The sequence below is a fragment of the Rhizobium leguminosarum genome (assembly GCF_002953715.1).
In the GTDB taxonomy this organism is placed as follows: Bacteria; Pseudomonadota; Alphaproteobacteria; order Rhizobiales; family Rhizobiaceae; genus Rhizobium; species Rhizobium leguminosarum_V.
In genome coordinates this window covers 507963-530753 of sequence record NZ_CP025013.1, presented here as the reverse complement: position 1 = coordinate 530753, position 22791 = coordinate 507963, and the positions used below count along the sequence as shown (strand labels likewise).

Below are 22791 nucleotides of genomic sequence, written 5' to 3'. Positions count from 1 at the left end.
AAGTGTATCAAAAGTTGTTTTTTCCGTTTACTTGAATAAAGGTTGCGAATTAAAGACGATCCCAAACAGCCTCGCGGTCAAATCGAGCAAAGAACGATCGCGCGAAGGACTCCACGATCGCGCAATCCGCGCCTGGCTACGCTACCAACGAAAACGTCGAAAAGCTTAGTCAAAAGCTTGAGTATCTTACGCGAGCGAAGGTGAAACCGGAAATCGACGAATTCCTCGAGAAGCGTACCGGCAAATCGGAGCGATAAGGCCGATGCCAGGCTCGTTTACCTCACTGTCCATCTTCGCGTTCGATCTCGATAAACGGGGACAACCCCGACCAAAACGAGGCTGAGGCGTGAAGGAAGCGAAGGAACCCGCTGAACGCCATGCTGGCATCCTCGTCGTGAAGCGAGAAGGAAGACCTGCAGTCGGTGAGGAAGGTGATCCGACCATCGTCTTCCAGTCGGGCCGCATAGGGCGGGCCGCCGCCGGACTGCTTCGTCTCGTAGTGGCCCGCAATTGCACCGCTCTCGTCACCGCCTGAGTGTGATGCGCCGTCGCAAGACGAGGTAGAGAGCTAGGAGAGACACTGAGACGATGAGGAAGGTGGGGATGAAGAGCCGACCATGGGCCGGTCAAATCCTGGCGGTCTGGGCGGTCGAATTCGCGAGGAAGCCGAGGAAATGACAGACTTCGACTTTGATGACGGCCCGCTTAGATGCGATGGAACTGGCAACACCATCGCACGCAAGATGCTCAGACAGATTACCTATACACTATGATCAATTAGGAGGTTGGCCGCCCGCGAACCATCGGTGCCGAGGGTTGAAGGGGACTCCCGAAAGCGGGTTTGAAAAGGGTGCTCCGGATCAGGGGCAGACACCCTTTTCGTGCTGAGTTTTGCAGTCTCAGCGGAACGGAAATTAGCAGAGAGATTGCTGTCTACCATCGGACCGAAGTCCGACTCACTCGCAATAATTCGTCGATGTCAGCGCCGACGTGACTTCATCAATCAATGCGTCCCTCGATCCGTTTGCCTACCGTGGGAAAGAACAGGCCTTCATGCGCCCAAGCAGCCTCGGCCTCCTCCAACTCCGGCGGGGGTTAAAGGCGAGTAGTTGCGCCTGACCCCGGCAGCTGCCGTCGCGGAATTGGTGTACGGGTTAGGTAAGAAATTTTCGGATTTCCTTATCGCGGTTGAAATAGAAATCGCAGCGAGCCAGAGGTCCCGAAGACCGCGGCGATGGAAGTTTCATCCACAGCGCCGTCCCTAAGCGGGAAAAAAGGCGTGCGTTTAACCATGTTGCTTAGCCTTTGATTCATCCTCCCAGAGCAGTTTGCGGCCGGGATGGCTGGGAACCAACCTCAAAGGATCAAAAGCTATGACCTATGCACTCGTGCTTTTCTCGGCCGTGACGGCGATCGTGGTGTCCATTTCGGCGATTGGCACTGCACCGGCGCCGAATAGCAAGTGGCCGGAAATCCATTCGGAAAAGACCTCCAGATTGGCGCCGATGCACCGGCCCTGAGCCGCCATATTGGATGAATAGCGGATTCGCGAAGCGGCGTCGGTTGCGCCGCTTGCGTTGGACAAAGCCACCTCAACAGACGCTACTAAGGCGGATTACGCCTGCGGCCGAGGCTGCGATACCGGTCAGGCCCTCATCAACGCTAATTTCCACGTCGATATCGGGATACTGCGCCAAAAACAACGTGGACTTCCTGGAGAGCGCACGACGGAAGCGTGGTGGTACCCTCAATAACGCCACGGTGCCGTGCGTTCGATCCATTCGCGTGTCCGCGCTTCGGGATCGGCGTTCAAGGTGATGTCGGTGACCACGGCCACGGTGTCAGCGCTCGCGTCGAATACGCCCTGTAGCCTGTCGACATTCAACCCTCCGATCACTACCAGCGGCAAGGGTGCTACACGCTTCTTCCAATCCGTGATCCGTTCCAGACCTTGGGGCGCCCATTTCATCTGCTTGAGAATGGTGGGATAGATCGGGCCGAGTGCCACATAGTCAGGTTTCGCAGCCAAAGCCGTTTCGAGCTCCGCCTCGTCGTGTGTGGAAAGACCGAGTTTCAGGCCGGCTCTGCGAATGGCATCAAGGTCGGCTTCCACAAGATCCTCCTGGCCCAGATGGATGAAATCGCATCCCTCGTCGATCGCCAGTTTCCAGTAGTCGTTGACAACCAGCTGGCAATTCGCCGCTGCGCAAACGGCCTTAGAACGACGGATTTCTTGGCGCAGGATCTCGTCCGGGCGATCCTTCACGCGCAGTTGCACCAGTTTGACGCCCAGCGGCACGAGACGTTCGATCCATTCAAAACTGTCGACGATGAGATAGAAGGGATCGAGCCTCATGCGAAAACGCCCTTTCCGACAACCGGGGTGGACGGTACTGCCATGTCGCGCGGCTCCAGCATGCCGGAAAGATAAGCGAGCCGTCCAGCCTCGATCGCCTTGCCAAACGCCTCGGCCATGGCGGGCGGATCGCCTGCGACGGCGACCGCCGTATTGAGCAGCACCGCGTCGTAACCGAATTCCATCACCGTTGTCGCATGCGACGGTCTCCCGATCCCCGCATCCACGATCAGCGGGATGTCCGGGAAGGCGCTCCGCATGGCGGTGAGCGCGGACGGGTTGCGCGGACCTGCCGCAGAACCGATCGGCGCGCACCAGGGCATCAAGACCTGGCATCCGACGGAGACCAGCTTTTCACCGACCACCAGATCGTCCGTCGTATAGGGAAATACGCAGAACCCTTCCGCGCAAAGAATGCGTGCGGCTTCGACCAGTTCGAACACATCCGGCTGGAGACTGTCGTGATGACCAATCACCTCGAGCTTGATCCAGTCGGTACCAAATACTTCGCGTGCCATCTTGGCGGTCAGGATCGCCTCCGACGCACTGTGACATCCCGCGGTGTTGGGCAGGACGTGCACCGCGAGCTGGCGGATGAGTTCGAAGAAGGCTCCACCCATCTTTCCGCCGGCCGTTTCGCGGCGAAGCGAGACCGTGATGATCTCCGCACCGGACCGGCTCACCGCCTCGGCAAGGACGGCCGGTGACGGATAACGCGCGGTACCGAGCAGAAGCCGCGAAGACAACTCAGCATCATAAAGAGAAAGCATGGATCAACCTCCCTGCATCGGGGACAGGATTTCGATACGATCACCGTCGTCGAGTCGGTGGCCGGCTCGGTCCTCGCGATGCACGAGATCTCCGTTGACGGCGGTTGCCAACCAGTCGCCCTCGTATTCGAGAACATGAAGAAGTTCGGCCAGGGTTACGGCCTCGCAGACCTGGGTTTCGCCATTGATGATCAGTTTCACGGGGTTAGCCTTTCAGACGTGAATGTCGCGCGAGGAGAATATCGGCGGCCCGCACAGCCATGGCGGGTGCCAACAGGAAGCCATGCCGATGCATGCCGGCGATGGCGAGCCCCTCCTCCGTTTCGATTACTTGCGGAATGTTGTTGGCAAACGCCGGACGTATGCCGGTCCCGGTCTCGATAACGCGTGCCTCGCCAAGCGCCGGATGCAGCGTGTAGGCCGTGTTCAGGAATTCCATGAGCGAACGCGCGGTAATCGGTCCGTCATCTTCGGCCTCGATCATCGTCGCCCCGACCATGAAACGGTGATCGTCGCGGGGCACGATATAGATCGGATGGCGTGGATGCAGCATTCTGATCGGCCTGGAAAGCGTCACATCCGCAGTTTCCAGATAGAGCATTTCCCCTCGCACGCCGCGCAGGCCGGAAAATCGCGGTATCGCCGCTGGCCCGGTGCAGTCGAGCACGCCGGAAAATCGCCGGTCTTGCGGCTCTTGTCCGCCGAAATGGAAGACCACGCCGCGCTCGCGGAGTCTGTCGGCTAGCCCAGCCAGTGCGCGGCGTGGGTCGAGATGCGCTTCCTGCTCGAAGAAAAGAGCCTTTTCGAAGCGACCGGCAAGGGCAGGTTCCAGGTCGGTTACACCCTTGCGATCGATCCAGACATGACCGGTCGTGCGCGCGGCAAACCGGGTGAGATCCGGAAGGTCGCGTGGCTGCGCCACTACCAGAGTACCGCGGCGACGAACCTCGCCGGGCACGGCCTCCTCCCACCACCCGGCCGCGCCCAGCCCCAATGTCAGGACAACCTCTTCGGCCGCCTCCCGCTCGCAATAGGGTGCCAGCATTCCTCCAGCAAAATGCGAAGTGCCAAGCCCCGCCGCGCCGGCCTTCTCGATCACCTCAACCGAAAAGCCCCGCTTGACGAGTTCATGGGCCGCCGCAAGGCCGGCAACGCCGGCCCCTTTGACGAGAAACGCAGACACTATACGTTACCCGGAAGGTTTTCGATCGGCATGTAAAGATCGCCGCCATCGCGATATTTGGCGGCCATGGCTTCCAACCCCTCCCTCTGCGCTTCGGCGCGGATATCGTGCGAAATCCGCATCGAGCAGAATTTCGGGCCGCACATGGAGCAGAAATGCGCCACCTTATGCGCCTCCTTCGGCAGCGTTTCGTCGTGGAAGGAACGGGCGGTTTCCGGATCGAGAGAGAGGTTGAACTGGTCCTCCCATCGGAACTCGAAACGGGCGCGCGATAGCGCATCGTCGCGCACCTGCGCCGCCGGATGGCCCTTGGCGAGATCGGCGGCATGCGCCGCGATCTTATAGGTGATGACGCCCACCTTGACGTCGTTGCGGTCCGGCAGGCCGAGATGTTCCTTGGGCGTCACGTAGCAGAGCATGGCGGTGCCAAACCAGCCGATCATCGCAGCCCCGATGCCGGACGTGATGTGGTCGTAGCCCGGCGCGATATCGGTGGTTAACGGTCCGAGCGTATAAAAGGGCGCCTCGCCGCAGACCGCAAGCTGCTTGTCCATGTTTTCCTTGATCTTGTGCATCGGCACATGGCCGGGACCTTCGATCATCACCTGGCAATCCTTCGCCCAGGCGATTTTCGTTAACTCGCCGAGCGTTTCCAGTTCCGCGAACTGCGCCGCATCATTGGCATCAGCGATCGATCCCGGGCGCAGGCCATCACCGAGCGAGAAGGAAACGTCGTAAGCGCGGCAGATGTCGCAGATCTCCTCGAAATGCTCGTAGAGAAAACTCTCCCTGTGGTGGTGCAGACACCACTTGGCCATGATCGAGCCGCCGCGGGAAACGATGCCGGTGACGCGATTGACGGTCAGCGGGATATAGGCGAGCCGCACGCCGGCATGGATGGTGAAATAGTCGACGCCCTGCTCGGCCTGTTCGATCAGCGTATCGCGATAGACCTCCCAGGTGAGGTCCTCGGCAATGCCGTTTACCTTTTCGAGTGCCTGGTAGAGCGGTACGGTACCGATCGGCACCGGCGAATTGCGGATGATCCATTCGCGGATGTTGTGGATGTTTCGGCCTGTCGACAGGTCCATGACCGTATCGGCGCCCCAGCGGATGGCCCAGACCATCTTTTCGACTTCCTCCTCCATCGACGAGGTGACAGCCGAATTGCCGATATTGGCATTGATCTTTACCAGAAAATTGCGACCGATGATCATCGGCTCCAGTTCCGGGTGGTTGATATTGGCGGGAATGATTGCCCGCCCGGCAGCGATTTCCTGGCGGACGAATTCGGGCGTGACATAGTCAGGGATATGGGCCCCAAAACTTTCGCCGTCGCGGATGAGAGCATCCTTGGCCGCCTGTCGGCCGAGGTTTTCGCGAATGGCGATGAATTCCATCTCCGGCGTTACGATGCCGGCCCGCGCATAGGCGAGCTGGGTAACGGCCCTCCCCGCCTTCGCCTTGAAAGGCTGGTTGCGAACGGGGAATTCCGGCGTCAGCCGGTCGCCGGAAACAAAGCCGTTATCCTCCGGCCTGACGATGCGGCCGGCATAGGATTCCACATCGCCGCGAGCAAGAACCCAGCTTTCGCGCATGCGTGGCAAGCCTGCATCGATGCGGATTGCAGCGCCTTCTGCTGTGTAGGGACCGGAAGAATCGTAGACAGTGACCGACGGTTCGCCAGAGGTCGGATGCAATGCGATCTGACGCATCGGCACACGGATATCCGGATGAATGGTGCCTGCTTTGAGGACTTTCGCGGAGGCGGGAAGCGGACCTGTGGTGACGACCGGAGTGAGTTTGGTGGTTGCAATATTCATGGTTCGAGGCTCCAAGGTTTGACGTTTGGAGACCCAGTTCCAGTGTTGGAATGATGAAAAAACGCCTTGGAATGCAAAGGACGGATATCCGCCCTCGCTGCGCAGCGCCCGCACCGTCCCTACGCCAGTATGAACTGGATCAGGTTCAACGGGTCACTGCGCTTCGGCCGGCCAAAGCCGATCCGACCAGCAGTATCTCAGCCCCTTGGCGGGACCCCCCTGGTGAATAGGTTTAAGCTATTGTGAGAAATGGCGTTCCGTCAAGCCCTTGGGGACCATTCCGGAATCCATATCCCGATCGCTTGGTACTTGTTTGTCGCCACTCGGAAGCGCGGCTGCATCGGCCGCTGCAGCGTTGGCGGCGCGGGGCAGAACAGTCTGCCAGAAGAAGCCTGTCTGGAAGGATGCGATCAACTCCAATGGATGCTGCGGTGGGCAAAGCAGAGCTTGTTTGCCACTCCTTCGTTATCGACCGCCGACTTGCTCTCGGGGCCTGGTGATTAGTGTTCACAAAAAGAAGAAGAGGTGATAGTTTTGCGCAAGCTGTGAAGGACTTTCACAGCCCTAGACCAAGTGATCCAGTTTCGCGGAGACGTTAATGCGTGAATGGCCTACGCAGAGTGTGAGGGATTTTCACGGACGGCCGCTGCCTGAACGCGGTGAACCGGCTGGCTATGCCGCGATCATGGCACGCTACGATCTGATCTTGCCGCCACCTATAAGGATGGCCGCGATAGCCGAGCGACATCACCCGACATCAACCGAGGCATGGTTGATGCTGACGCCCCGATATCGTCCACAGCCCGAGCTTGGCCCTCATCTGGTTTTTGCCTTCAGATACGAAGGCGTCGATCTCCAGGTGTTATCGGCTCTGTTCCAGATCATTGAGACTGACGAGATCGAGGTCATCATCCGGGCCACGCCAACTGGCGCTTTCGCGCGCCGCCTCTGGTTCCTGTACGAGTGGCTGACCGATCGGCAGCTTGATATTCCCGATCCCGGGAAGGTGCGGATGGTGACGATCCTCGATCCGGATCAGCAATATGCACTGGCTGAAGGCGATCCATCTCCGCGGCACAAGGTCTCGAACAATCTGCCGGGCACGCCGGCATTCTGCCCCCTGGTTCGCCGGACGCCGGATCTCGCCGCGTTCTCGCAAAAGGCGCTCGGTGAACGGGCCCGCGAGGCGATAGGTCGCGTCCGTCCCGATCTAGTAGCGCGAGCCGCTGCTTTTATTCTGCTCAACGATTCGAAGTCCTCCTTCGCCATCGAAGGAGAGCGACCATCAGGCCAAAGGGCAGCGCGCTGGGGCCAGGCCATCGCGCAAGCGGGCGTGCGTCCGCTCAGCCTCGACGAACTCGATCGCCTTCAGCGTATCGTCATCGGAGACGCCCGCTTCGTGCGTCTCGGCCTTCGGGACGAAGGCGGTTTCATCGGCGTACATGACCGAGACACCAACATGCCCATCCCCGATCACATCAGCGCGCGGCATGAGGATCTGGAAAGCCTGGTGGGCGGCTTGATCGCATTCTCTGACCGCGCCGCGCGGGGCGCGATGGACCCAGTAGTAGCAGCGGCATGTCTTGCATTCGGCTTCGTCTACATTCACCCTTATGTGGACGGTAACGGCCGCCTGCATCGCTGGCTTATCCACCATGCGCTTGCCGCCGCTTCCTACAGTCCTCCCGGCCTCGTGTTTCCGGTCAGCGCGGTGATCTTGCGCAACATCGACCGGTACAGAGCGGTATTGGAGTCCTGGTCGGCGCCGCTCCTTCCGTTTATCGAATGGCGTCCGACGGTCTCGGGCAATGTGGAGGTGCTAAACGACACGGCCGCTTTCTACCGCTATTTCGATGCCACGGCGCATGCGACCTTCCTCTATGCCTGCGTCGAACAGACGGTCGAACACGATCTACCGCAAGAGGTTCGCTTCCTGCAGGCGTTCGATACGTTTTCCGAAGGGGTCCAGCAGATCATCGACATGCCAACGGCTCAAGCCGAACTGCTACACAAGTTCCTCGGCCAGAACGACGGCCGGCTGTCGCAGAGAGCACGCACGAAGGAGTTTGCTGCACTGGACGACGCCGAGGTCGAAAGGATCGAGGCGCTCTATGCCGACGCATTCGAGAGAGATCGACGAAACGCTAAGTAAGTTCGAAAACATCACTGGCTGTCGATATCCTTGTCAATAATGCCGGGTACGAACAGGTATCTCCATCGCTCGATGTCGACGAACAGCGCTGGGATAAGATCATCGGGACCAACCTCAAGGGCGCTTTCTTCTGGTCGCAAGGCGCAGCACGTCGGATGTGAATGCCGATCTGATCGTCATGGGCGCATACAATCACCCTCGCTGGCAGCAGACGCTTTTCGGAGGCGTGACGCGCAACATGATCGAGCAAAGCAGCATGCCAATATTCATGGCGCACTGACGGGGGGAGGACACTGCCGCGCTCCGTGCGCGGCCGTGCCAGAGTGGCGGCATGTCGCTTTCAGACACGATGGGTACGACCATCTCCATCAGCGACGCCGCCGCTGGTCTCTACAAGATGGTCAACGTGTTGGTGTTGCAAGGGTCGCTCGCTCTTCATACGCAAGGGTCACTTCTGGCCGGAAGTCGCGGCTCGCCTGCTGTCGAGCCCTTCGCTTGGCGCCTTAGAGCAATTCCTCACTTGTTTGAATCGGTGGGGATACCTGCGAACTCGGTTTTGTGATTCAAGATGCTGGCTGGGTAGGAGGCCAGCATCGATGGTCCGACCTCTTTCTGATGATCTGCGGGAGCGCGCTGTTGCGGCGATTGCTGCAGGCGAGAGCTGTCGATCGGTGGCGGCGCGGTTTGGCGTTGCGGTTTCTTCTGTGGTGAAGTGGTCTCAGCGCTACCGTGCGACGGGCTCTGTGAGACCGAGTAAGATGGGCGGCTATCGCAAGCGCGTCCTGGAGCCGCACCGCGACTTCATCATTGAGCGGCTTCAGCAGACGCCGCATCTCAGCCTGTACGGATTAAAGGATGAACTGGCGGCGCGCGGGATCGCCGTCTCCCACAACACGGTGTGGCAGTTCCTCAGGCGCGAAGGACTGCGCTTCAAAAAAAACACTGTTGGCTCTTGAGCAGGCTCGTGCCGATATCGCCCACAAGCGTCAGCGCTGGAAAGGATGGCAGGCTCGCCTCGATCCGGAACGGCTGGTCTTTATCGATGAAACCTGGATCAAGACGAATATGGCTCCGCTCTATGGCTGGGGATCGAAAGGCAAGCGCCTGCGCGGCTTTGCTCCGCATGGGCATTGGCGTACGCTGACATTCCTGGGAGCGTTGCGCTGCGATCGGCTCACCGCCCCTTGCGTCTTCGATGGCCCGATCAACGGGCAATGCTTTCGCGCCTACGTCGAGCAGCAGCTCGTTCCAGTGCTCCGGCCCGGCGACATCGTCGTCATGGACAATCTCGGCAGTCACAAGTCGGCGGTCGTACGCCAGCTCATCCGCGTGGCTGGCGCCAGGCTCTGGTTCCTGCCGCCCTATTCACCCGATCTCAATCCGATCGAACAGGCCTTTGCCAAAATCAAGCACTGGATGCGCCACGCTCAGAAACGCAGTACCGAGGAGACCTGGCGCTTCATCGGCTCGCTCGTCGAAACAATCCAACCTCAGGAGTGCCGCAACTACTTCGAAAACGCTGGATATGCTTCCGACAAAACGTGAAACGCTCTAGCCCGGCACCACCGTCCCCCAGTTCCGATACAAAATGTATGCAGCAACCACGAAGATGAGCGTTGCGAACAGGCGGTTGAGGATGTTCTTGTAGGCGCTGAGCCGCGCAGCGAGCAACATGCCAAAAACGCCGCCGACAATGCCACCGCCAATAAACTCGGAGGCAAGCCACCAAGCCTGAACTGGCATAGTTCAAGGCCGTCGCCAGTCCGAACGCAGCGACGGAGAGGAGAGATGTGCCGATCGCGTTGATCATCGGCATGCCCGTCGCCAGCATGAGGCCGGGAACGATCAGGAAGCCCCCGCCGATGCCGAAGAAGCCTGATGCAACGCCGGCGGCGAGTGCCACGGCGGTGGTGGCAAGGCACATCTTAAGATCGATGGGCCGACATTCTGCCGATACTGGCTTCCCGGGCTTCAACATCAGGACGCCGACGACGAGCATGAGAATGCCGAACAGGAAAATCAGGCGATCTCCGTCCATCGCCTTGCCGAGACTGGAGCCGCCGAGGGCGCCGACGACGCCGAGTGCAGAGAAGACGGCCGCGCAGCGCCACCAGACGTGCCCCTTGATCGCGTGGCTTGCGAAGGCATTCACCGAGACCGCAAGCGCACCCGTTCCGATGGCGATATGCGGCTGGGTCACGCCAACCACGTAGAGCAGTAGCGGCGTCGCCAGGATGGACCCGCCACCGCCGAGCAGGCCGAGCATGAAGCCGACGATTCCGCCGGAGCCAACTGCCGCCAAAATGGAGGTGTTCACGTCCGTCTGCTCCATACTCTGTCATACAAGGTCATCCCGACCAGCATGGCGATGACGAACAGGAACGTCTGGGGAAGGCCGACCGATAGGGATGCGACGGCCGGACCGGGACAGAAGCCACCGATCCCCCAGCCCAGGCCGAACAAGGCCGAACCAACGACCAGCGGAGCATCGATCCGGCGGCTCGTCGGCACGTGGAAGCTATCGTCAAAGGCTGGATGCCGCATCCGCTTCATCACCTGCACGGCGATAAAGGCGACGACGACGGCGCCGCCAAGAACGAAGGCAAGGCTCGGATCCCAATCCCCGAAGACGTCGAGGAAGCCCTGGACGCGGACAGGGTTCAGCATGCCGGACAAGGACAGTCCTAAGCCGAAGACAACGGCCGAAGCGAGCGCCGCCACGAATTGGTAGATGTTCCGGTTCATAACCCCACACCTCGCAGAATTGCGACGGCGACCGCGCCAGCCGTCAGGAACGTGGCGACCGCCACCATCGACCGCGGCGACAGGCGGGCAAGCCCAAGCACGCCGTGGCCGCTGGTGCAGCCCGATCCCATGCGCGAGCCGAAGCCGACAAGCAGTCCGGCCACGATGAGCAGCGGCCAGCCGGTGGTGAGCTGCACGACCGGCCAGCCGCCGAACATGAGCAGATAGACGAGCGGCCCGAGCAGCAGCCCGAGCGCAAAGGCGAGATTGGTCGTCAAACCGATCCCTTGAGCAAGACGCCCGACGATCCCGCTGATCCCGGCAATCCGGCCGTTGAGGAGCAGAAGCATGACGGCCGACACGCCGATCAGCATGCCCCCGACCAATGAGGGGAGATACGCGTTCACTTGTCATCCTTTACGCAGAAAATGTCATAGAGGGCGGCGACCAGTTGCGCGGCCTTCTCTTCCGTCAGGCGGTAGAAGATCTGTTTCCCCTCCCGCCGGGTTTCGACGATCCCGGAGCCACGCAGTACCGTCAGGTGCTGCGACAGATGCGGCTGGTGGAGGTCGAGCTTCTCTTCAAGCTCGCCGACCGAATACTCGCCTTCCACCAGGGTACAGACGATCATCAGGCGCGCCGGATGGGACAGCGTCTTCAGCAGGTTCGCTACCTCTCCGGCCCGGCTGGCCATCTCGGCGGGGGAAAGCCCCGCCCTCCTCATCGCCTTTGGATCGGTGGTCATTCCCATGCTGCTCCCTGTAATGCATCGAGCGGAAACTTGAGGTAGCGCTGGCCGTTGGCTTCCGGCTCCGGAAGGTGCCCGCCGCGGATATTCACCTGCAGGGCATGCAGGATGAGTTTCGGCATCGGCAGCGTCTTGTCGCGCTTCGTCCTGAGCGCCACGAATTCTTCTTCCGTCACGCCAGCAAGATGTGGGTTGAACTTCTTCTGATCGGCCACCATGCTTTCCCAGCGAGGTGCCCGACCATCCGGCTGGTAGTCGTGGCCGGTAAAGATCCGCGTCTCATCCGCGAGTGCGAGGATCTCCTGTATCGACTTCCACAGGACGCGGGCGTCACCGCCGGGGAAATCGGCGCGTGCCGTACCGCTGTCGGGCATGAAGAGCGTGTCGTGCACGAAGGCAGCGTCGCCGATCAAAAAGGTGATGGAGGCGAGTGTATGTCCCGGCGAGAACAGTACCTTGGCATCGATCGAGCCGACCTTGAACGTCTCGCCATGGGCAAACAGCCGGTCCCATTGCGAGCCGTCGTTGGCAAGCTCAGGCCAGTTGTAGATGCCCTTCCACAGCTTCTGGACGTCCACGACGCGCTCGCCGATCGCCGTTTGTGCGCCGGTCTTCTCCTTCAGATAATGGGCGGCGGAGAAGTGGTCGGCATGGGGGTGGGTGTCGAGGATCCACTCGACCGTCAGCCCGTTGTCGCGGATGTAGTCGAGGATCGCGTCCGCGTTGGTGGTCGCCGTAGCTCCGGACTTCTCGTCGAAGTCGAGTACCGGATCGACGATAGCGCACTTGCGGGTCACCGGATCGGAAACCACATACTGGACGCTCCAGGTGCGCCTGTCGAAGAAGCCCCTCACCTGCGGCCTGCGGGCAGCATGTTGCACGAGCCAGGCTGCGGCGGCGCTGGTGTCGAAGCCGCGGCCGCGTCCGAATTCGACGACCTCGTCGGCAGACATGCGGCCGTCAAGGACCTCGCCGATCAAGTAGAGGCTTAGCGACCGAGTGCCGGTCTTGCAGTGGGCGAACACGGGTCCCTCGGATTTGTCGACGGCGCGCTGGAACGCACGCACATCCGCCTCGGTGATCGTGCCGGCCGTGACCGGGACGAACGCATAGGACAGGTGGCAGTGCTTCGCTTCCTGGCTTTCGGCTTGCGTTCCCGGCTGGGCAAGATCCTCGTCGTCCGGTCGGTTGTTGATGAGTGTCTTGAATCCTTGGTCGCGTAGCGACTGGATGTCCTCGATACTTGGCTGCGGCGAGACCGACAGTTTCTCGGATATTGCGGTCACAGGCATGACTGGCTCCGTGGCGTTCAACAGTATATATTATAGCATATTATATTTTAATAAAAATTCAATGGTGGGCAAGGAACTTTGTGCTCGCCGACTGATCCACGATAATTCCGTATCGGCTGGCAGACGTGGTTCCAAGCTGCTGGTCTTTGCGGGATCGATCATACAGCAGGTGCGAAATTCGAGTCTGCGCCCTACGCTGCAGAGGCAGCCGTTCACGTGGAAGGCATGCTTCTGGGAAGAAGCGCTCTCGTCGCCGCCGACATATGACGCGCAGGGCCGACACACAACCACGGCGCGATCCCTGCATGCAATTTCAGGCGGCGGCTGGGTCATCGATACACCCGGAATAAGAACGCTCTACGTGAGTGATGTCGCCGACGGTATAGACACCCTCTTTGCTGAAATAACCGAACTGGCGCCGCTTTGCCGCTTTCGCGATTGCACCCATGCCCATGAACGGGATGCGCGGTTCATGCAGCTGTCGCAAGCGGAGCCCTGGTCGCCGATCGCCTGGAGCGCTGGCGGAACCTGCTTGCCGAAAACCGCGACCGAACACCGGTCATGAGCGGACCCCGCGGCAACAAGATCGTTCGCAAGAAGAAATATTGAAAGTGTTGAGCATTTGCGACGCTGCTCATCGGCGGCAGCCACGATCCGCCACCTGAATTAGCTGAGCTGCGGGATAGCGTCAGCGCTCAGTGAGTGGGATTGCGGTCAAGAACAAGACCCTGCAAGCGGCTGCTCCCCCTTGTGAGGGATATGTCTTTGAACAACCGCGATATGAGGCGCGGTCGCAATCCCTGCCTCTCATCGATGAGGAGGATTGACATCCTCTTTATCTCGATCGTGATCACGCTTTTCCCGGAATCCATCGCATGGAATCCATTTCCCACCGCCCAGGCGGCTATCATATCCGCGTTCATCAAGGTCCTGCTTTAGGAGATGCGGACGTGCTTTTTCTAGCTGTCCCGCTCGCGTACATTAAATCGCTTCGCAGTCCTACGAATACCGTAACTGAAACGCTCTAATCCAGCCAAATCCGTCCAAGATTCCAGTTCCCGCTCAGGTGTTGCGAGAAAGACCCGAAGCAATCGTTGTCAATCGGTACGACCGAGCCGAGGCCCACCCGTTTTGGTGCTCTTGAAGGGATCTGAGCCGCCGGCGCCTCAACTCAGCAAGCTAAGTAGCTGATAAACCGAAATTCCCGGCATAAGGTTGATATATGGAACGCATATGGTGGCCTCGGCGCAGACAGGCCAATCGACATCGTCTGCTGACCGTGGTCTGTGCACTCTCAGTCAAAACTTACTGCAGAAGTGGACACGACGGCTGCGCCGCTTTGGGCCATGATATTCCTCAAGGTGAGAGGAGACATCATGCGCTTCAAGAACAAGACCGCCTTTATTACGGGCGGGGGAACGGGAATCGGTGCGGCGGTCGCCCGCCGGATTCGGTTGGAGGGTGGGAATGTCGCGCTCGTGGGGCGACGTCCCGATCCACTCTACGCAGTTGCCGAAGAGATCGGAGCCACGGTCGTTGTCGCCGATGCAGCCGACGGCGCCAGCATGAAGGCTGCCGCCCTTGCCGTCACCGAGCAGTTCGGCAGCCTGGATATTCTCGTGGCCAATGCCGGCGGCCATGGTGTCGGCCCTACTGTCAGTATGTCGGACGAGACTTGGGATCTGGCGACCAGGCTCAACCTCAACACGGCCTTCGTCAGTGCGCGCGAAACGCTGCCGCATTTGATCGAGAGCAAAGGTAATATCGTCGTACTTGCCTCGATAGCGGGGCTTTTTGCCGGTCCGGATGCCGCAGGCTACGTCACTATGAAACATGCGTGTATCGGCCTAGCGAAGTCGCTGGCTCGGGACTACGGCCGTCTTGGCGTGAGGACCAACACCGTCTGCCCCGGCTGGGTGACGACCGCGATGGCCGACGAGCAGATGGAATTCATCATGGAAAAATTCAAGCTGAAGAGCATCGAGGACGCTTATGCACTTGTGACGAAGGACGTGCCGCTTGGCTGTCCCGCAACGCCTGAGGATGTCGCCAATGCAGTCTGCTTCCTGGCCTCGGCGGAAGCCGCGATGGTCAACGGCGCCATCCTGACCGTCGACGGCGGAGCCGGGACCGTCGATCTACCCACGCTCGCATTCACCTGAGGAGGAGACAATAATGAACCAGAATCCGAAAGACTGGAAAACCTACGATCAGTTCGCATATGGGATCGACGCGAACCGTCTGCCGGCGACGAATGCCCTTTCCGGCTCATCCCACACGATTGCTTTTGACGATGGCCGCAAGCTCGAACTCACCTTCTACGATAACAATGTGCAATGGTCGGACGGCGATGACAGCGCAACCGACAAGGTCGAAGTCATCGAGGTCGCACCCGACACCTTCTTCGTCGAAGTCATTTTCGCGGGTCGACCCAAAGAAGCCGAGACCTTGATCCTGAACGTTTCCAGCCGCCGCGTTCTCTCGATCTATTCGATTGTGCGCGAAAAAGAGGAATCTGTCGGCGAGCCGCAGGTGGCGCAGATTTTCCGACCCGGTATTCTCGAAGGCGGTGCGGTCAGCGGACCGGTGCCCGCCGAAAGCCGCGACCTGATCGGGCTGAGGGCGCATTTCACCTATAGCCCGAACCACGTCTACGAACATACCTATCTCTCGTCGCAACGCTATGGATGGCAATGCCTTGTCGGCGTGCAACGCGGGCACGGGGACGTCGACCTGACGACCACCTATAAGTTCGACGAGGACCAGTACATCTTCACCTTCCGGGAATTCAAGATCGCTGTCGCCTCGACATTCTTCTACAATTTCAAAGATATGCGTTCGACGGGCAAATTCCTTGGCATCACTGGTGATGGCCATATCCAGAACAGCCCGGCCGGCGCCTTCATCCGCAAGGCATCGATGACCTACTATCTCCCCGGGCAGGAACCAGTTTGAGGCAGAACAATGCGCACAGCCTATGAAATCGTGAAGGCACACTACGACGCCAACGCGCGCCGGGATATGGACGGCATGCTTGCCGACATCGCCGCCGATTGCCGATGGACGGAAATGGATGGCTTTCCCTGTGCCGGCACCTATGTCGGTCCGCAAGAGGTTTTCAAAAACGTTTTCTTCGCACTCGGAGAAGCCTTCGACGGCTACACGTTCGCCCTCGAACGGCTGCTGGATGCAGACAGCGACGTGATCGGAATCGGTGATTATGCCGGGACTTACAGACAGACCGGCAAGTCCTTCAAGGCGCGTGTCGTTCACGTCTGGAGCGTCGCAGACGGCAAGACCCGGCGCTTCGAACAATTCACCGACACGCTGCGTGTGGCGGACGCAATGCGATAAACGCGTGGCGGCGTCGCGAATTCACGCCGCGCCGCCCTTTCGCCAATCGGAGGGCGAAAACGCATAGCGGCCACGAAACGCCCGGGAGAAATGCGCGCTCGAAGAAAACCCAAGCGCAAAGGCAATCTCCGATATTTCGCCCGGGCGGCATGTAGCGTCCCGTAGTCGGGACGCGGCTCTTTCCAGCCGCAGGCTCCAGATATAGTCGGCCGGCGTCGTGCCCTCGGCCTCAAATGCACGATAGACGTAGCGAATGGAACAACCCATACGACGCGCGATCATGCCGACATCGAGATCGGGCCGCGAGATGTGGTCCGAGACAAAGTCCTTCACACGCCGTCGCAGCAGGTCAAGGGAATGGGCGCTTGATCGTTCCCGCTGCGGATCGCCGATCATGGTACGAACGAGTTCGATCATCGTCTGGCCGAGGCTGGCACGCGCCGTGTCGTCCAACCTGCCGATCTCCCGGATTGTCGAATCCATCAGCGAAAGCAGGATGCGCTGCATCCCCGCATGTTCGGGCATGGCGACAAACGGCTCCATCAGCCGGTTGACCGCTTGAACTGGAAGCGCGCGACGCGGCAATTGCAGGAGAAGCAGGCGGACAGCCGTTCTGTTGGTCAGCACATAGGGACGGCTTGGATCATACATGATGCTCGCGCCGGCGCCGACGGGAACGCTACGGCCATTTTGGTTGAGGGACGAAAGGCCATGTGTCTGGAAAACCAATTTGATGGCATCGGGAGAGTCCGAGCCGAGGGTCACGCGTTCGCCAAAAACCGTGTGCATATCGGCTTCCAGCAGCGTCAGGCGGCAGGTGCCGAGCATTGCCGACAACAGCCGGCTTTGATCTTCGTCACCCGATTGAAAATCGAGCCGCACGTTGCCGAACAAGCTGCGGGCAACGCTCGGAAAATCCCTTCCCCCTGCAACTTTAACGGATGAGAAAACCGGTTCCATGCTGTCTTCCTCATGAAGTCAGGTAGCCGCCGTCGACCGGCAGGCAGACGCCGGTTATGTAGCGTGCTGCCTCGGACGACAGGAAGACGATCGCGTCGGCGACTTCCGCCGCCTCGCCCCATCGTCCCGCCGGTATGCGGTTTCTGATCGGCGCCGAAACGACTTCATCGGCAAACAACGCCCGGCTCAGCGGCGTTACGATCCAGCCTGGCGCGACGGCGTTGACGCGGATATTCTCCGCCGCAAGTTCCTGCGCCAACGACTTTGTCAGTTGTACGATCGCTCCCTTGCTGGCCGAATAACCTGGCCGATCGGCCGCGCCGAACGTCGAATACATGGACGCAATGTTGATGATGGACGAACCGGATTTCATCCGGCTGCGGCCCAAGCGACAACAATCCATGACCGACGTCAGGTTGATTGCTATGACCTCATCGAACTTCTCTTTCTTCCATTCGTCGCGATCGCGGCTGACGCCGGTGCAATTCACGAGCACATCAATCTGATTGAGGCTCGCGAAGAAATCGTCGAGAGCGCTGGGCTGAAGGACGTTGATGTCCCGGCTCTCGATCCGCTCGCTGCGTGGCCCGCCGGCGGCGCCAAGGCCGCAGCAGACCACCCGGGCACCGAGCGCAGCAAAACGCTCAGCCGTCGCAGCCCCAATGCCCGATGTTCCGCCGGGGATAACGACCGTGCGGCCGGTAAAAAGATCGTTGGCAAAGGTCATCGTCTCTCCTTGAGATCAGCTGGCGAGATAGGCGCCATGCAGGATTTCGGGATTGGCCCTCAACGTCGCGGAAGCACCGTCATAGACCAGCCGGCCGCGCTCCATGACCATCGCGTGATTGGCCAGATCGAGAGCAAGGTTGGCGAACTGTTCGATCAGGAGCACGCCGATGCCGTTTTGGGCCGCTATCTTTAGTGCTTCCGCCAACCGCTTGACCACAGCCGGCGCCAGCCCAAGCGAAAGCTCATCGACCACCATGAAGCCTGGCTTGGCGATAAACGCCTGCGCCATCGCGACCATCTGCTTCTGGCCCCCCGAGAGATCGGAAGCCAGCTGGCGTTTGCGCTGGGCAAGTTCGGGAAATATTTCATAGGCTCTTTCGAGTCCCTCGCGGCGGGCGGAAGGCGATCCATCGAAGGCAGCAACGAGAATGTTGTCTTCCACCGACAGCTGGCCCAGCACCCGATGGCCCTCCGGCACCAGCGCCAGGCCGGCTCGGCGGATGCGATCGGGAGAAAGCCCGGTGAGCGACGTCGCGTCGAGCCGCATTCTGCCGCCAGCGATAGGTAGGACGCCAGCAAGCGCCATAACGGTGCTCGACTTACCGGCGCCGTTGGCACCCAGCAACGCGGTGATTTCTCCGCTTTTGATGGCAAAGGAGACATCGTGGATGACCCGTTTGCCACCGCGCTCGACGGCGAGATTTTCAACGACCACGGATGAGATCGCTGCCATCAGAATTCCCCCAGATAGGCGCGACGCACGTTCGGGTCGGCAAGCACCGCTTCCGTCGGCCCCAGCGCCAGCAGCTTCCCATAATCGAGCACCATCGTCTCGCTGCACATCGCCCGAATGAGCTCGACGTCGTGATCGATCACCAACACTTGCGCCCCGACTTCGGCGGGGATGCGCAAAACGAGTTCGCGAAACATGTCGCCCTCCTCTTCCGTCAGGCCGGCGGCAGGTTCATCGAGCAGGATGAGCCTGGGATTGCCGATGACGCATTTGCCGAGCTCGACCAGACGGCGCTGGAACAGATTGAGCGACTGGCCGAGCTTATCGGTCACCGGTCGGAGGCCGACAAAAGCAAGAGCGGCATCGATGGCCGTGGCGCGATTTAGCGGCGCCACTACATGATCCGCAATCGCGGCGAGATTGCCCGACACCGTCAGATCCTCGACGACCTGCTCAGTCTGGAAAGACCGGCGAAGGCCGGCGCGCACGCGCTGCAGCGGTGCAAGGTCCAGCAGTTGTTCGCCATTCAGTGCGACGCTGCCACGAGCCGGCCTGACGAAACCTGAGAGAACATTGAGCAAGGTTGTTTTACCCGCACCGTTCGGGCCAATCAGACCGGCGATTGGCGCAGCGAGGGTCGCAGTCAATTCATTGATCGGCTTGACGCCGCCGAACTGGACGACAAGGTTGTCGATGGCGATCATCGCGCCCTCTCCTTTGCCGAACCGAACCGCAGCCGTGCGATCAGCGAGGCGATCTGTCCGGCGATGCCGGATGGTGCCGTCGCCAATGCCTGGAACAGAGCGACGCCGAAAATACCGATGGTCACATAACCATCGATCCCGAGATCGGTCAGCAGCGCCGGCACCGCCCGCAGCAGCAGCCCGGCAATCAGCGCTCCGTACCAGTTGTAGACGCCTCCGACGATCGCCAGGGCGAAGAGGTTCAGGCTTTCGAAGGCGCCAAACGCACGACCATCGAGCTGACCGACATTTCCGGCAAGCAGTGCACCAGAAACGCCCGCGAGGAAGCCGCTGAGCGCGAATGCCCATGCCTTGTAGGTCAGCACATTGACTCCACTTGCAATGGCGACCGTCTCGCCCTTGCGGATCAAAGCCCAGGCGCGGCCTGGTCGCCCCAGCTTGTGCCATTGCGCAATTAGCAGAGCGATCGTCGCGGCAAGGCAAACGTAGAGAAAATAGGCGACCGCTCCCTCGGCAATTCCAGGCCGGGGCAGCATGGCGCGGCCGGAACCGTCGGCACGGCCGAGAAAGCCGTCGCCGCCGTCGGGAAAGCCCCAGGCGCTGATGATGATCTGAAAAGCGCCCGCGAGCATCAGCGTGACAAGGGCGAGATAGAGCCCTCTCAGGCGCAGCGCCGGCAGGCCGAAGGCAAGGCCGACCACGGAAGCGACGATGCCTCCGGCCAGAAGGCTGACTTCGAACGGCGGGTGAAAGCCGTGGCCGACACGAAGCGTTACCCAGCCGCCAACCCCGACGAGCGCGAATTGGCAAAGCGAGACGAGGCCGAGCTGCCCATAGAGGATTGCCAGCCCCGCCACCGACAGCGACAGCGCCACCGCCGACGTTGCCGCCGACAGCCAGTAGGAATTGGCAAGACACGTGACCACGGCAGCAAACAGAGCCATCGTCGCGGGAACTTGAAGAAGCTGTTTGGGAAAGCGGGCCACCGGAACGCGCTCCGGTAGTGCCTGTATGGTCTGCTGCGAAGTCATCATCGGTCCTTCAACACGGCCTTGGCCGTACTCCCCAAGATCGTGACCGCGACGAGCGCGATAATGAAAGGTGCGGCCGCGCGATAGGGTGAGATCCAGCCGACCGGGGTGAGCGCAGCTTCGGCAATGCCGATCAGAAGCCCAGCGACAGCCGTTTCCCAAAGCGAGCGCAACTGGCCGAGAATTGCCGCCGCGATCGCTGGGATCACCAGCAAAGTCAGGAACGTGCCCTGGAGGCGGACGAGGTCGGCAAGCAGCAGGCCGGCGAAACCGGAAAAAATGCCGGTAATGACCCATGCCGCCGTTTCTGTGTAGAGAATGCGAACACCGAGAATTGCGCTCAGGTCGCGGTCGTTGGCCAAGGCTCGCATGTCAAGGCCCAGGCGCGTCCGATTGAGCAGCAGGGTGATCGCGCCGACCATCACCACAGCAAGCAGGATGGCGATGATGCGCGTATAGGTCAGGCGAACACCGAAGAGGGAAACGAACATCTGGTCGGTCGGAAACTGCAGGCGACGCGGCAGCTCACCCCAAATAATTCCCATCAGGGCGATCAGCACCAAGGCCGGCGCCAAGGTCCCGACGGCACGCACGACCGTATCGCGATGCGATAGCATAGGTGCAAAGATCCGCCCGTAAAGAAAGCTGATGGCCGTGGACACGACGACGGCCGCGAGGATGGCCACGGAAAGCGGTATTTTCCATTCGAGAAGCTGCCAGGCGCAATGCGCGCCGATTGCACCAAACGCGCCGAAGGCGAAGTTAAGGACCCCGGTTGCCCGAAAGAGGATGACAAGGCCGACGCCTGAGAGGGCATAGACGGCCCCAATTCCGAGACCCGATATCAGAAATGGTAAAAAGGTCATGAGCGGATTCCGATGTGCAGCCGAAGAGACGGCGGGCAGCGTATCCCGTGGCTCGGACCACGGGATGATGCGTGATGCCTCAATTTACGGAGCTATTCCGGCGCTCTTTTCAAAGGCGCGGATGTCGGCCAACTCCGGATCGGGCGATGGCGCGCAATCGGAAATCACCTTCCACTTGCCGCCTTCGCTGACTGCCATGCGCGTCGTTGAATTTGCATTGTGGCGCGGCTGACCATCGCCGAAATACCAAGGCGCGCAGAAAATATCGCTGGCAAAGCCCTTGACCTGCCGGATAGCGGCACTGGTGCTTTGGCGGGTGATGCCCTTGGGATCAAGTGACATCAGTGCCTTCTCGGCAATCCGGGCGGCAAGATATCCGGCCTGGGCGAACGTGTCGCGCGGATCGGAAGGCTGGCCATATTTGTCCATGACGGCAAGCCAGTTCTGATTGTCGGGCGTCGCGGCCTCAAGATCGTTGAACTCCATGTTGACATAGAAGTTTCCATCCCAGCCTGCGCCAATTGTGCCGGGCACCGAAAGGTCATAAGCCGATGCGGCACTGAGGAACTTGATGGTCTGGTTGAGCCCCTGTTCTTCGGCCGCGGTCAGAAGCGGGATTGTGACGCCCTTGGGAAGGCCGAGGATAATGACATCAGGCTTGGAAGCCGCCGCCTGCAGGATGATCGAGGTCGAGTCGGCCGTACCGGGATCCATCAGGATCGTTTCGGCCGTAAAGCCTTTTTCCTTGGCCAGCGACTTAATGCCGTCGCAGGACCATGTACCGACATTCGGGATGTTCGGACCGATGCAAACGACCGACTTTGCCTTGAGCTGATCTAAAGCGTAGCCCATGGCGCCCAGCGTGGAGACGCGCGGCCCGGCATTCGTCGCGGCGTAGTTTTCGGCAAAGAAGCATTCGCGAGGAACGCCGACGCCAGCGACGACGACAATGCCGGATTTCTTGTAGAAGTCCGCATTTGCGCCGCATTCGACAAAGCTCGAATTGCCGACCATCAGCACCGCCTTCTCGTCGTTGACGAGCTTGGCGGCCAGCTGAGCGGCCGTCTCAGGATTCCACTGATCGTCTTCGACCAGATATTTGACCGGCCGCCCCTTGATGCCGCCATTGGCGTTCAAGCAGTCGAAATAGGCCTTAGCGGCCCTGGTCGAATTCGAAAAATCGTCCGGACCGGTTTTGCCGGTGATCGCACCGATGACAATCGGTTCGCCCGTCGCGGCTTTGCCGGTATTGTCGCCGCAGGACGCAGCGGCATGAGCACTGAATGCCGAAAGCAGCATCAGGCCGAGGCCGACCACCAGCCCCCTCATATCTATTCTCATCGTT

General features: G+C 60.3%; 24 protein-coding genes, 4 pseudogenes and 1 riboswitch. Of the genes and pseudogenes, 10 read left to right on the top strand and 18 right to left on the bottom strand.

All coding sequences use genetic code 11. The features are described 5' to 3' along the window. Positions 1–346: 346 nt before the first annotated feature. Together CUJ84_RS38880 and CUJ84_RS38050 are read left to right on the top strand one after the other, a co-directional pair. Positions 347–535 carry a hypothetical protein gene (locus CUJ84_RS38880; protein WP_245457595.1) on the top strand — a complete coding sequence of 63 codons (189 nt, stop codon included), beginning with the start codon at positions 347–349 and terminating at the stop codon, positions 533–535. Positions 536–1373: 838 nt separating this feature from the next. After that, positions 1374–1520 (top strand): hypothetical protein, encoded by a 147-nt coding sequence (locus CUJ84_RS38050; RefSeq protein WP_158686967.1) that lies wholly within the window; start codon positions 1374–1376, stop codon positions 1518–1520. A gap of 227 nt (positions 1521–1747) precedes the next feature. Here the strand turns inward: CUJ84_RS38050 and CUJ84_RS26865 are convergent, their stop codons facing one another. The 5 genes from CUJ84_RS26865 to thiC are packed head-to-tail and all read right to left on the bottom strand — an operon-like array spanning position 1748 to position 6132. Beyond that, on the bottom strand, positions 1748–2356 hold the full coding sequence (locus CUJ84_RS26865) for a thiamine phosphate synthase (protein ID WP_105008715.1): 609 nt from the start codon (positions 2354–2356) through the stop codon (positions 1748–1750). After that, positions 2353–3126, bottom strand: a complete 774-nt coding sequence (locus CUJ84_RS26860; RefSeq protein ID WP_105008714.1) for a thiazole synthase — start codon at positions 3124–3126, stop codon at positions 2353–2355. Before CUJ84_RS26860 ends, CUJ84_RS26865 begins: the two co-directional genes overlap by 4 nt. A 3-nt stretch (positions 3127–3129) precedes the next feature. Then, a complete protein-coding gene (gene thiS / locus CUJ84_RS26855) occupies positions 3130–3327 on the bottom strand; it encodes a sulfur carrier protein ThiS (protein ID WP_105008713.1) in 198 nt (65 codons plus the stop codon). A 4-nt stretch (positions 3328–3331) separates the two neighbouring features. Next, entirely contained in the window at positions 3332–4309 is a 978-nt protein-coding gene (thiO, locus tag CUJ84_RS26850; protein ID WP_105008712.1) for a glycine oxidase ThiO, read from the bottom strand. Then, on the bottom strand, positions 4309–6132 hold the full coding sequence (thiC, locus tag CUJ84_RS26845) for a phosphomethylpyrimidine synthase ThiC (protein WP_105008711.1): 1824 nt from the start codon (positions 6130–6132) through the stop codon (positions 4309–4311). Before thiC ends, thiO begins: the two co-directional genes overlap by 1 nt. A 98-nt stretch (positions 6133–6230) precedes the next feature. Next, positions 6231–6363, bottom strand: a riboswitch (TPP riboswitch). A gap of 367 nt (positions 6364–6730) precedes the next feature. On the opposite strand from thiC, the gene CUJ84_RS26835 reads away from it, so the two are divergent. The 4 genes and pseudogenes from CUJ84_RS26835 (at position 6731) to CUJ84_RS26815 (ending at position 9829) form a co-directional block, all read left to right on the top strand. After that, on the top strand, positions 6731–8284 hold the full coding sequence (locus CUJ84_RS26835; protein ID WP_105008709.1) for a Fic family protein: 1554 nt from the start codon (positions 6731–6733) through the stop codon (positions 8282–8284). Between the two features lie 20 nt (positions 8285–8304). Continuing rightward, positions 8305–8442: pseudogene (locus CUJ84_RS26830) on the top strand (SDR family NAD(P)-dependent oxidoreductase); the annotation flags it as partial. Further along, positions 8439–8564: pseudogene (locus CUJ84_RS38875) on the top strand (universal stress protein); the annotation flags it as partial. The pseudogenes CUJ84_RS26830 and CUJ84_RS38875, both read left to right, overlap by 4 nt. Positions 8565–8880: 316 nt before the next feature. After that, positions 8881–9829, top strand: a protein-coding gene (locus CUJ84_RS26815) for an IS630 family transposase (protein ID WP_105008707.1) whose coding sequence is annotated in 2 segments (ribosomal slippage) — positions 8881–9216 and positions 9218–9829 — 948 coding nt in all. Because the reading frame shifts where the segments join, the coding sequence is not laid out codon by codon here. A 6-nt stretch (positions 9830–9835) separates the two neighbouring features. Here the strand turns inward: CUJ84_RS26815 and CUJ84_RS26810 are convergent. The 5 genes and pseudogenes from CUJ84_RS26810 to blh all read right to left on the bottom strand — a co-directional run bounded on the left by CUJ84_RS26810 (position 9836) and on the right by blh (position 13069). After that, positions 9836–10616: pseudogene (locus CUJ84_RS26810) on the bottom strand (sulfite exporter TauE/SafE family protein). Continuing rightward, complete coding sequence (locus tag CUJ84_RS26805; protein WP_105008706.1) at positions 10598–11029, bottom strand: YeeE/YedE family protein; 432 nt, start codon at positions 11027–11029, stop codon at positions 10598–10600. The pseudogene CUJ84_RS26810 and the gene CUJ84_RS26805 overlap by 19 nt, the downstream one beginning before the upstream one ends. Continuing rightward, positions 11026–11436 carry a YeeE/YedE family protein gene (locus tag CUJ84_RS26800; RefSeq protein WP_105008705.1) on the bottom strand — a complete coding sequence of 137 codons (411 nt, stop codon included), beginning with the start codon at positions 11434–11436 and terminating at the stop codon, positions 11026–11028. Before CUJ84_RS26800 ends, CUJ84_RS26805 begins: the two co-directional genes overlap by 4 nt. Next, complete coding sequence (gene bigR, locus CUJ84_RS26795; RefSeq protein WP_105008704.1) at positions 11433–11780, bottom strand: sulfite-sensing transcriptional repressor BigR; 348 nt, start codon at positions 11778–11780, stop codon at positions 11433–11435. Before bigR ends, CUJ84_RS26800 begins: the two co-directional genes overlap by 4 nt. Further along, the gene (gene blh / locus CUJ84_RS26790) at positions 11771–13069 is read right to left on the bottom strand and encodes a bifunctional sulfur transferase/dioxygenase Blh (RefSeq protein ID WP_105008703.1); all 1299 of its coding nucleotides are present in this window, start codon (positions 13067–13069) and stop codon (positions 11771–11773) included. The genes bigR and blh overlap by 10 nt, the downstream gene beginning before the upstream one ends. 262 nt (positions 13070–13331) lie before the next feature. On the opposite strand from blh, the pseudogene rsgA reads away from it, so the two are divergent. After that, positions 13332–13678: pseudogene (gene rsgA / locus CUJ84_RS26785) on the top strand (GTPase RsgA); the annotation flags it as partial. Positions 13679–13764: 86 nt separating this feature from the next. Here the strand turns inward: rsgA and CUJ84_RS38870 are convergent. Next, positions 13765–13992 (bottom strand): hypothetical protein, encoded by a 228-nt coding sequence (locus CUJ84_RS38870; RefSeq protein ID WP_105008702.1) that lies wholly within the window; start codon positions 13990–13992, stop codon positions 13765–13767. Between the two features lie 453 nt (positions 13993–14445). Here CUJ84_RS38870 and CUJ84_RS26775 point away from each other — a divergent pair, with 453 nt between their 5' ends. Genes CUJ84_RS26775 through CUJ84_RS26765 form a run of 3 tightly spaced genes read left to right on the top strand, consistent with a single transcriptional unit; the run spans position 14446 to position 16423 of the window. After that, positions 14446–15231 carry an SDR family NAD(P)-dependent oxidoreductase gene (locus tag CUJ84_RS26775; protein ID WP_105008701.1) on the top strand — a complete coding sequence of 262 codons (786 nt, stop codon included), beginning with the start codon at positions 14446–14448 and terminating at the stop codon, positions 15229–15231. A 13-nt stretch (positions 15232–15244) separates the two neighbouring features. Then, positions 15245–16024 carry a MoaF C-terminal domain-containing protein gene (locus CUJ84_RS26770; protein ID WP_105008700.1) on the top strand — a complete coding sequence of 260 codons (780 nt, stop codon included), beginning with the start codon at positions 15245–15247 and terminating at the stop codon, positions 16022–16024. 9 nt (positions 16025–16033) lie between these two features. Beyond that, on the top strand, positions 16034–16423 hold the full coding sequence (locus CUJ84_RS26765) for a nuclear transport factor 2 family protein (RefSeq protein ID WP_105008699.1): 390 nt from the start codon (positions 16034–16036) through the stop codon (positions 16421–16423). Positions 16424–16444: 21 nt separating this feature from the next. On the opposite strand, the gene CUJ84_RS26760 is transcribed toward CUJ84_RS26765, so the two are convergent. The 7 genes from CUJ84_RS26760 to CUJ84_RS26730 form a co-directional block, all read right to left on the bottom strand. Further along, on the bottom strand, positions 16445–17383 hold the full coding sequence (locus CUJ84_RS26760; RefSeq protein ID WP_105008698.1) for a helix-turn-helix domain-containing protein: 939 nt from the start codon (positions 17381–17383) through the stop codon (positions 16445–16447). 10 nt (positions 17384–17393) lie between these two features. Then, entirely contained in the window at positions 17394–18110 is a 717-nt protein-coding gene (locus tag CUJ84_RS26755) for an SDR family NAD(P)-dependent oxidoreductase (protein ID WP_105008697.1), read from the bottom strand. 15 nt (positions 18111–18125) lie between these two features. Next, positions 18126–18845, bottom strand: a complete 720-nt coding sequence (locus CUJ84_RS26750; RefSeq protein WP_105008696.1) for an ABC transporter ATP-binding protein — start codon at positions 18843–18845, stop codon at positions 18126–18128. Continuing rightward, positions 18845–19549: an ABC transporter ATP-binding protein gene (locus CUJ84_RS26745; protein WP_105008695.1), complete on the bottom strand. Its 705-nt coding sequence runs from the start codon at positions 19547–19549 to the stop codon at positions 18845–18847. Before CUJ84_RS26745 ends, CUJ84_RS26750 begins: the two co-directional genes overlap by 1 nt. Further along, positions 19546–20583, bottom strand: coding sequence for a branched-chain amino acid ABC transporter permease (locus CUJ84_RS26740; protein WP_199788855.1), 1038 nt, complete (start codon positions 20581–20583; stop codon positions 19546–19548). Before CUJ84_RS26740 ends, CUJ84_RS26745 begins: the two co-directional genes overlap by 4 nt. Further along, the gene (locus tag CUJ84_RS26735; protein WP_105008694.1) at positions 20580–21446 is read right to left on the bottom strand and encodes a branched-chain amino acid ABC transporter permease; all 867 of its coding nucleotides are present in this window, start codon (positions 21444–21446) and stop codon (positions 20580–20582) included. Before CUJ84_RS26735 ends, CUJ84_RS26740 begins: the two co-directional genes overlap by 4 nt. A gap of 84 nt (positions 21447–21530) precedes the next feature. Continuing rightward, positions 21531–22787: an ABC transporter substrate-binding protein gene (locus CUJ84_RS26730; protein ID WP_105008693.1), complete on the bottom strand. Its 1257-nt coding sequence runs from the start codon at positions 22785–22787 to the stop codon at positions 21531–21533. Positions 22788–22791 lie beyond the last annotated feature (4 nt).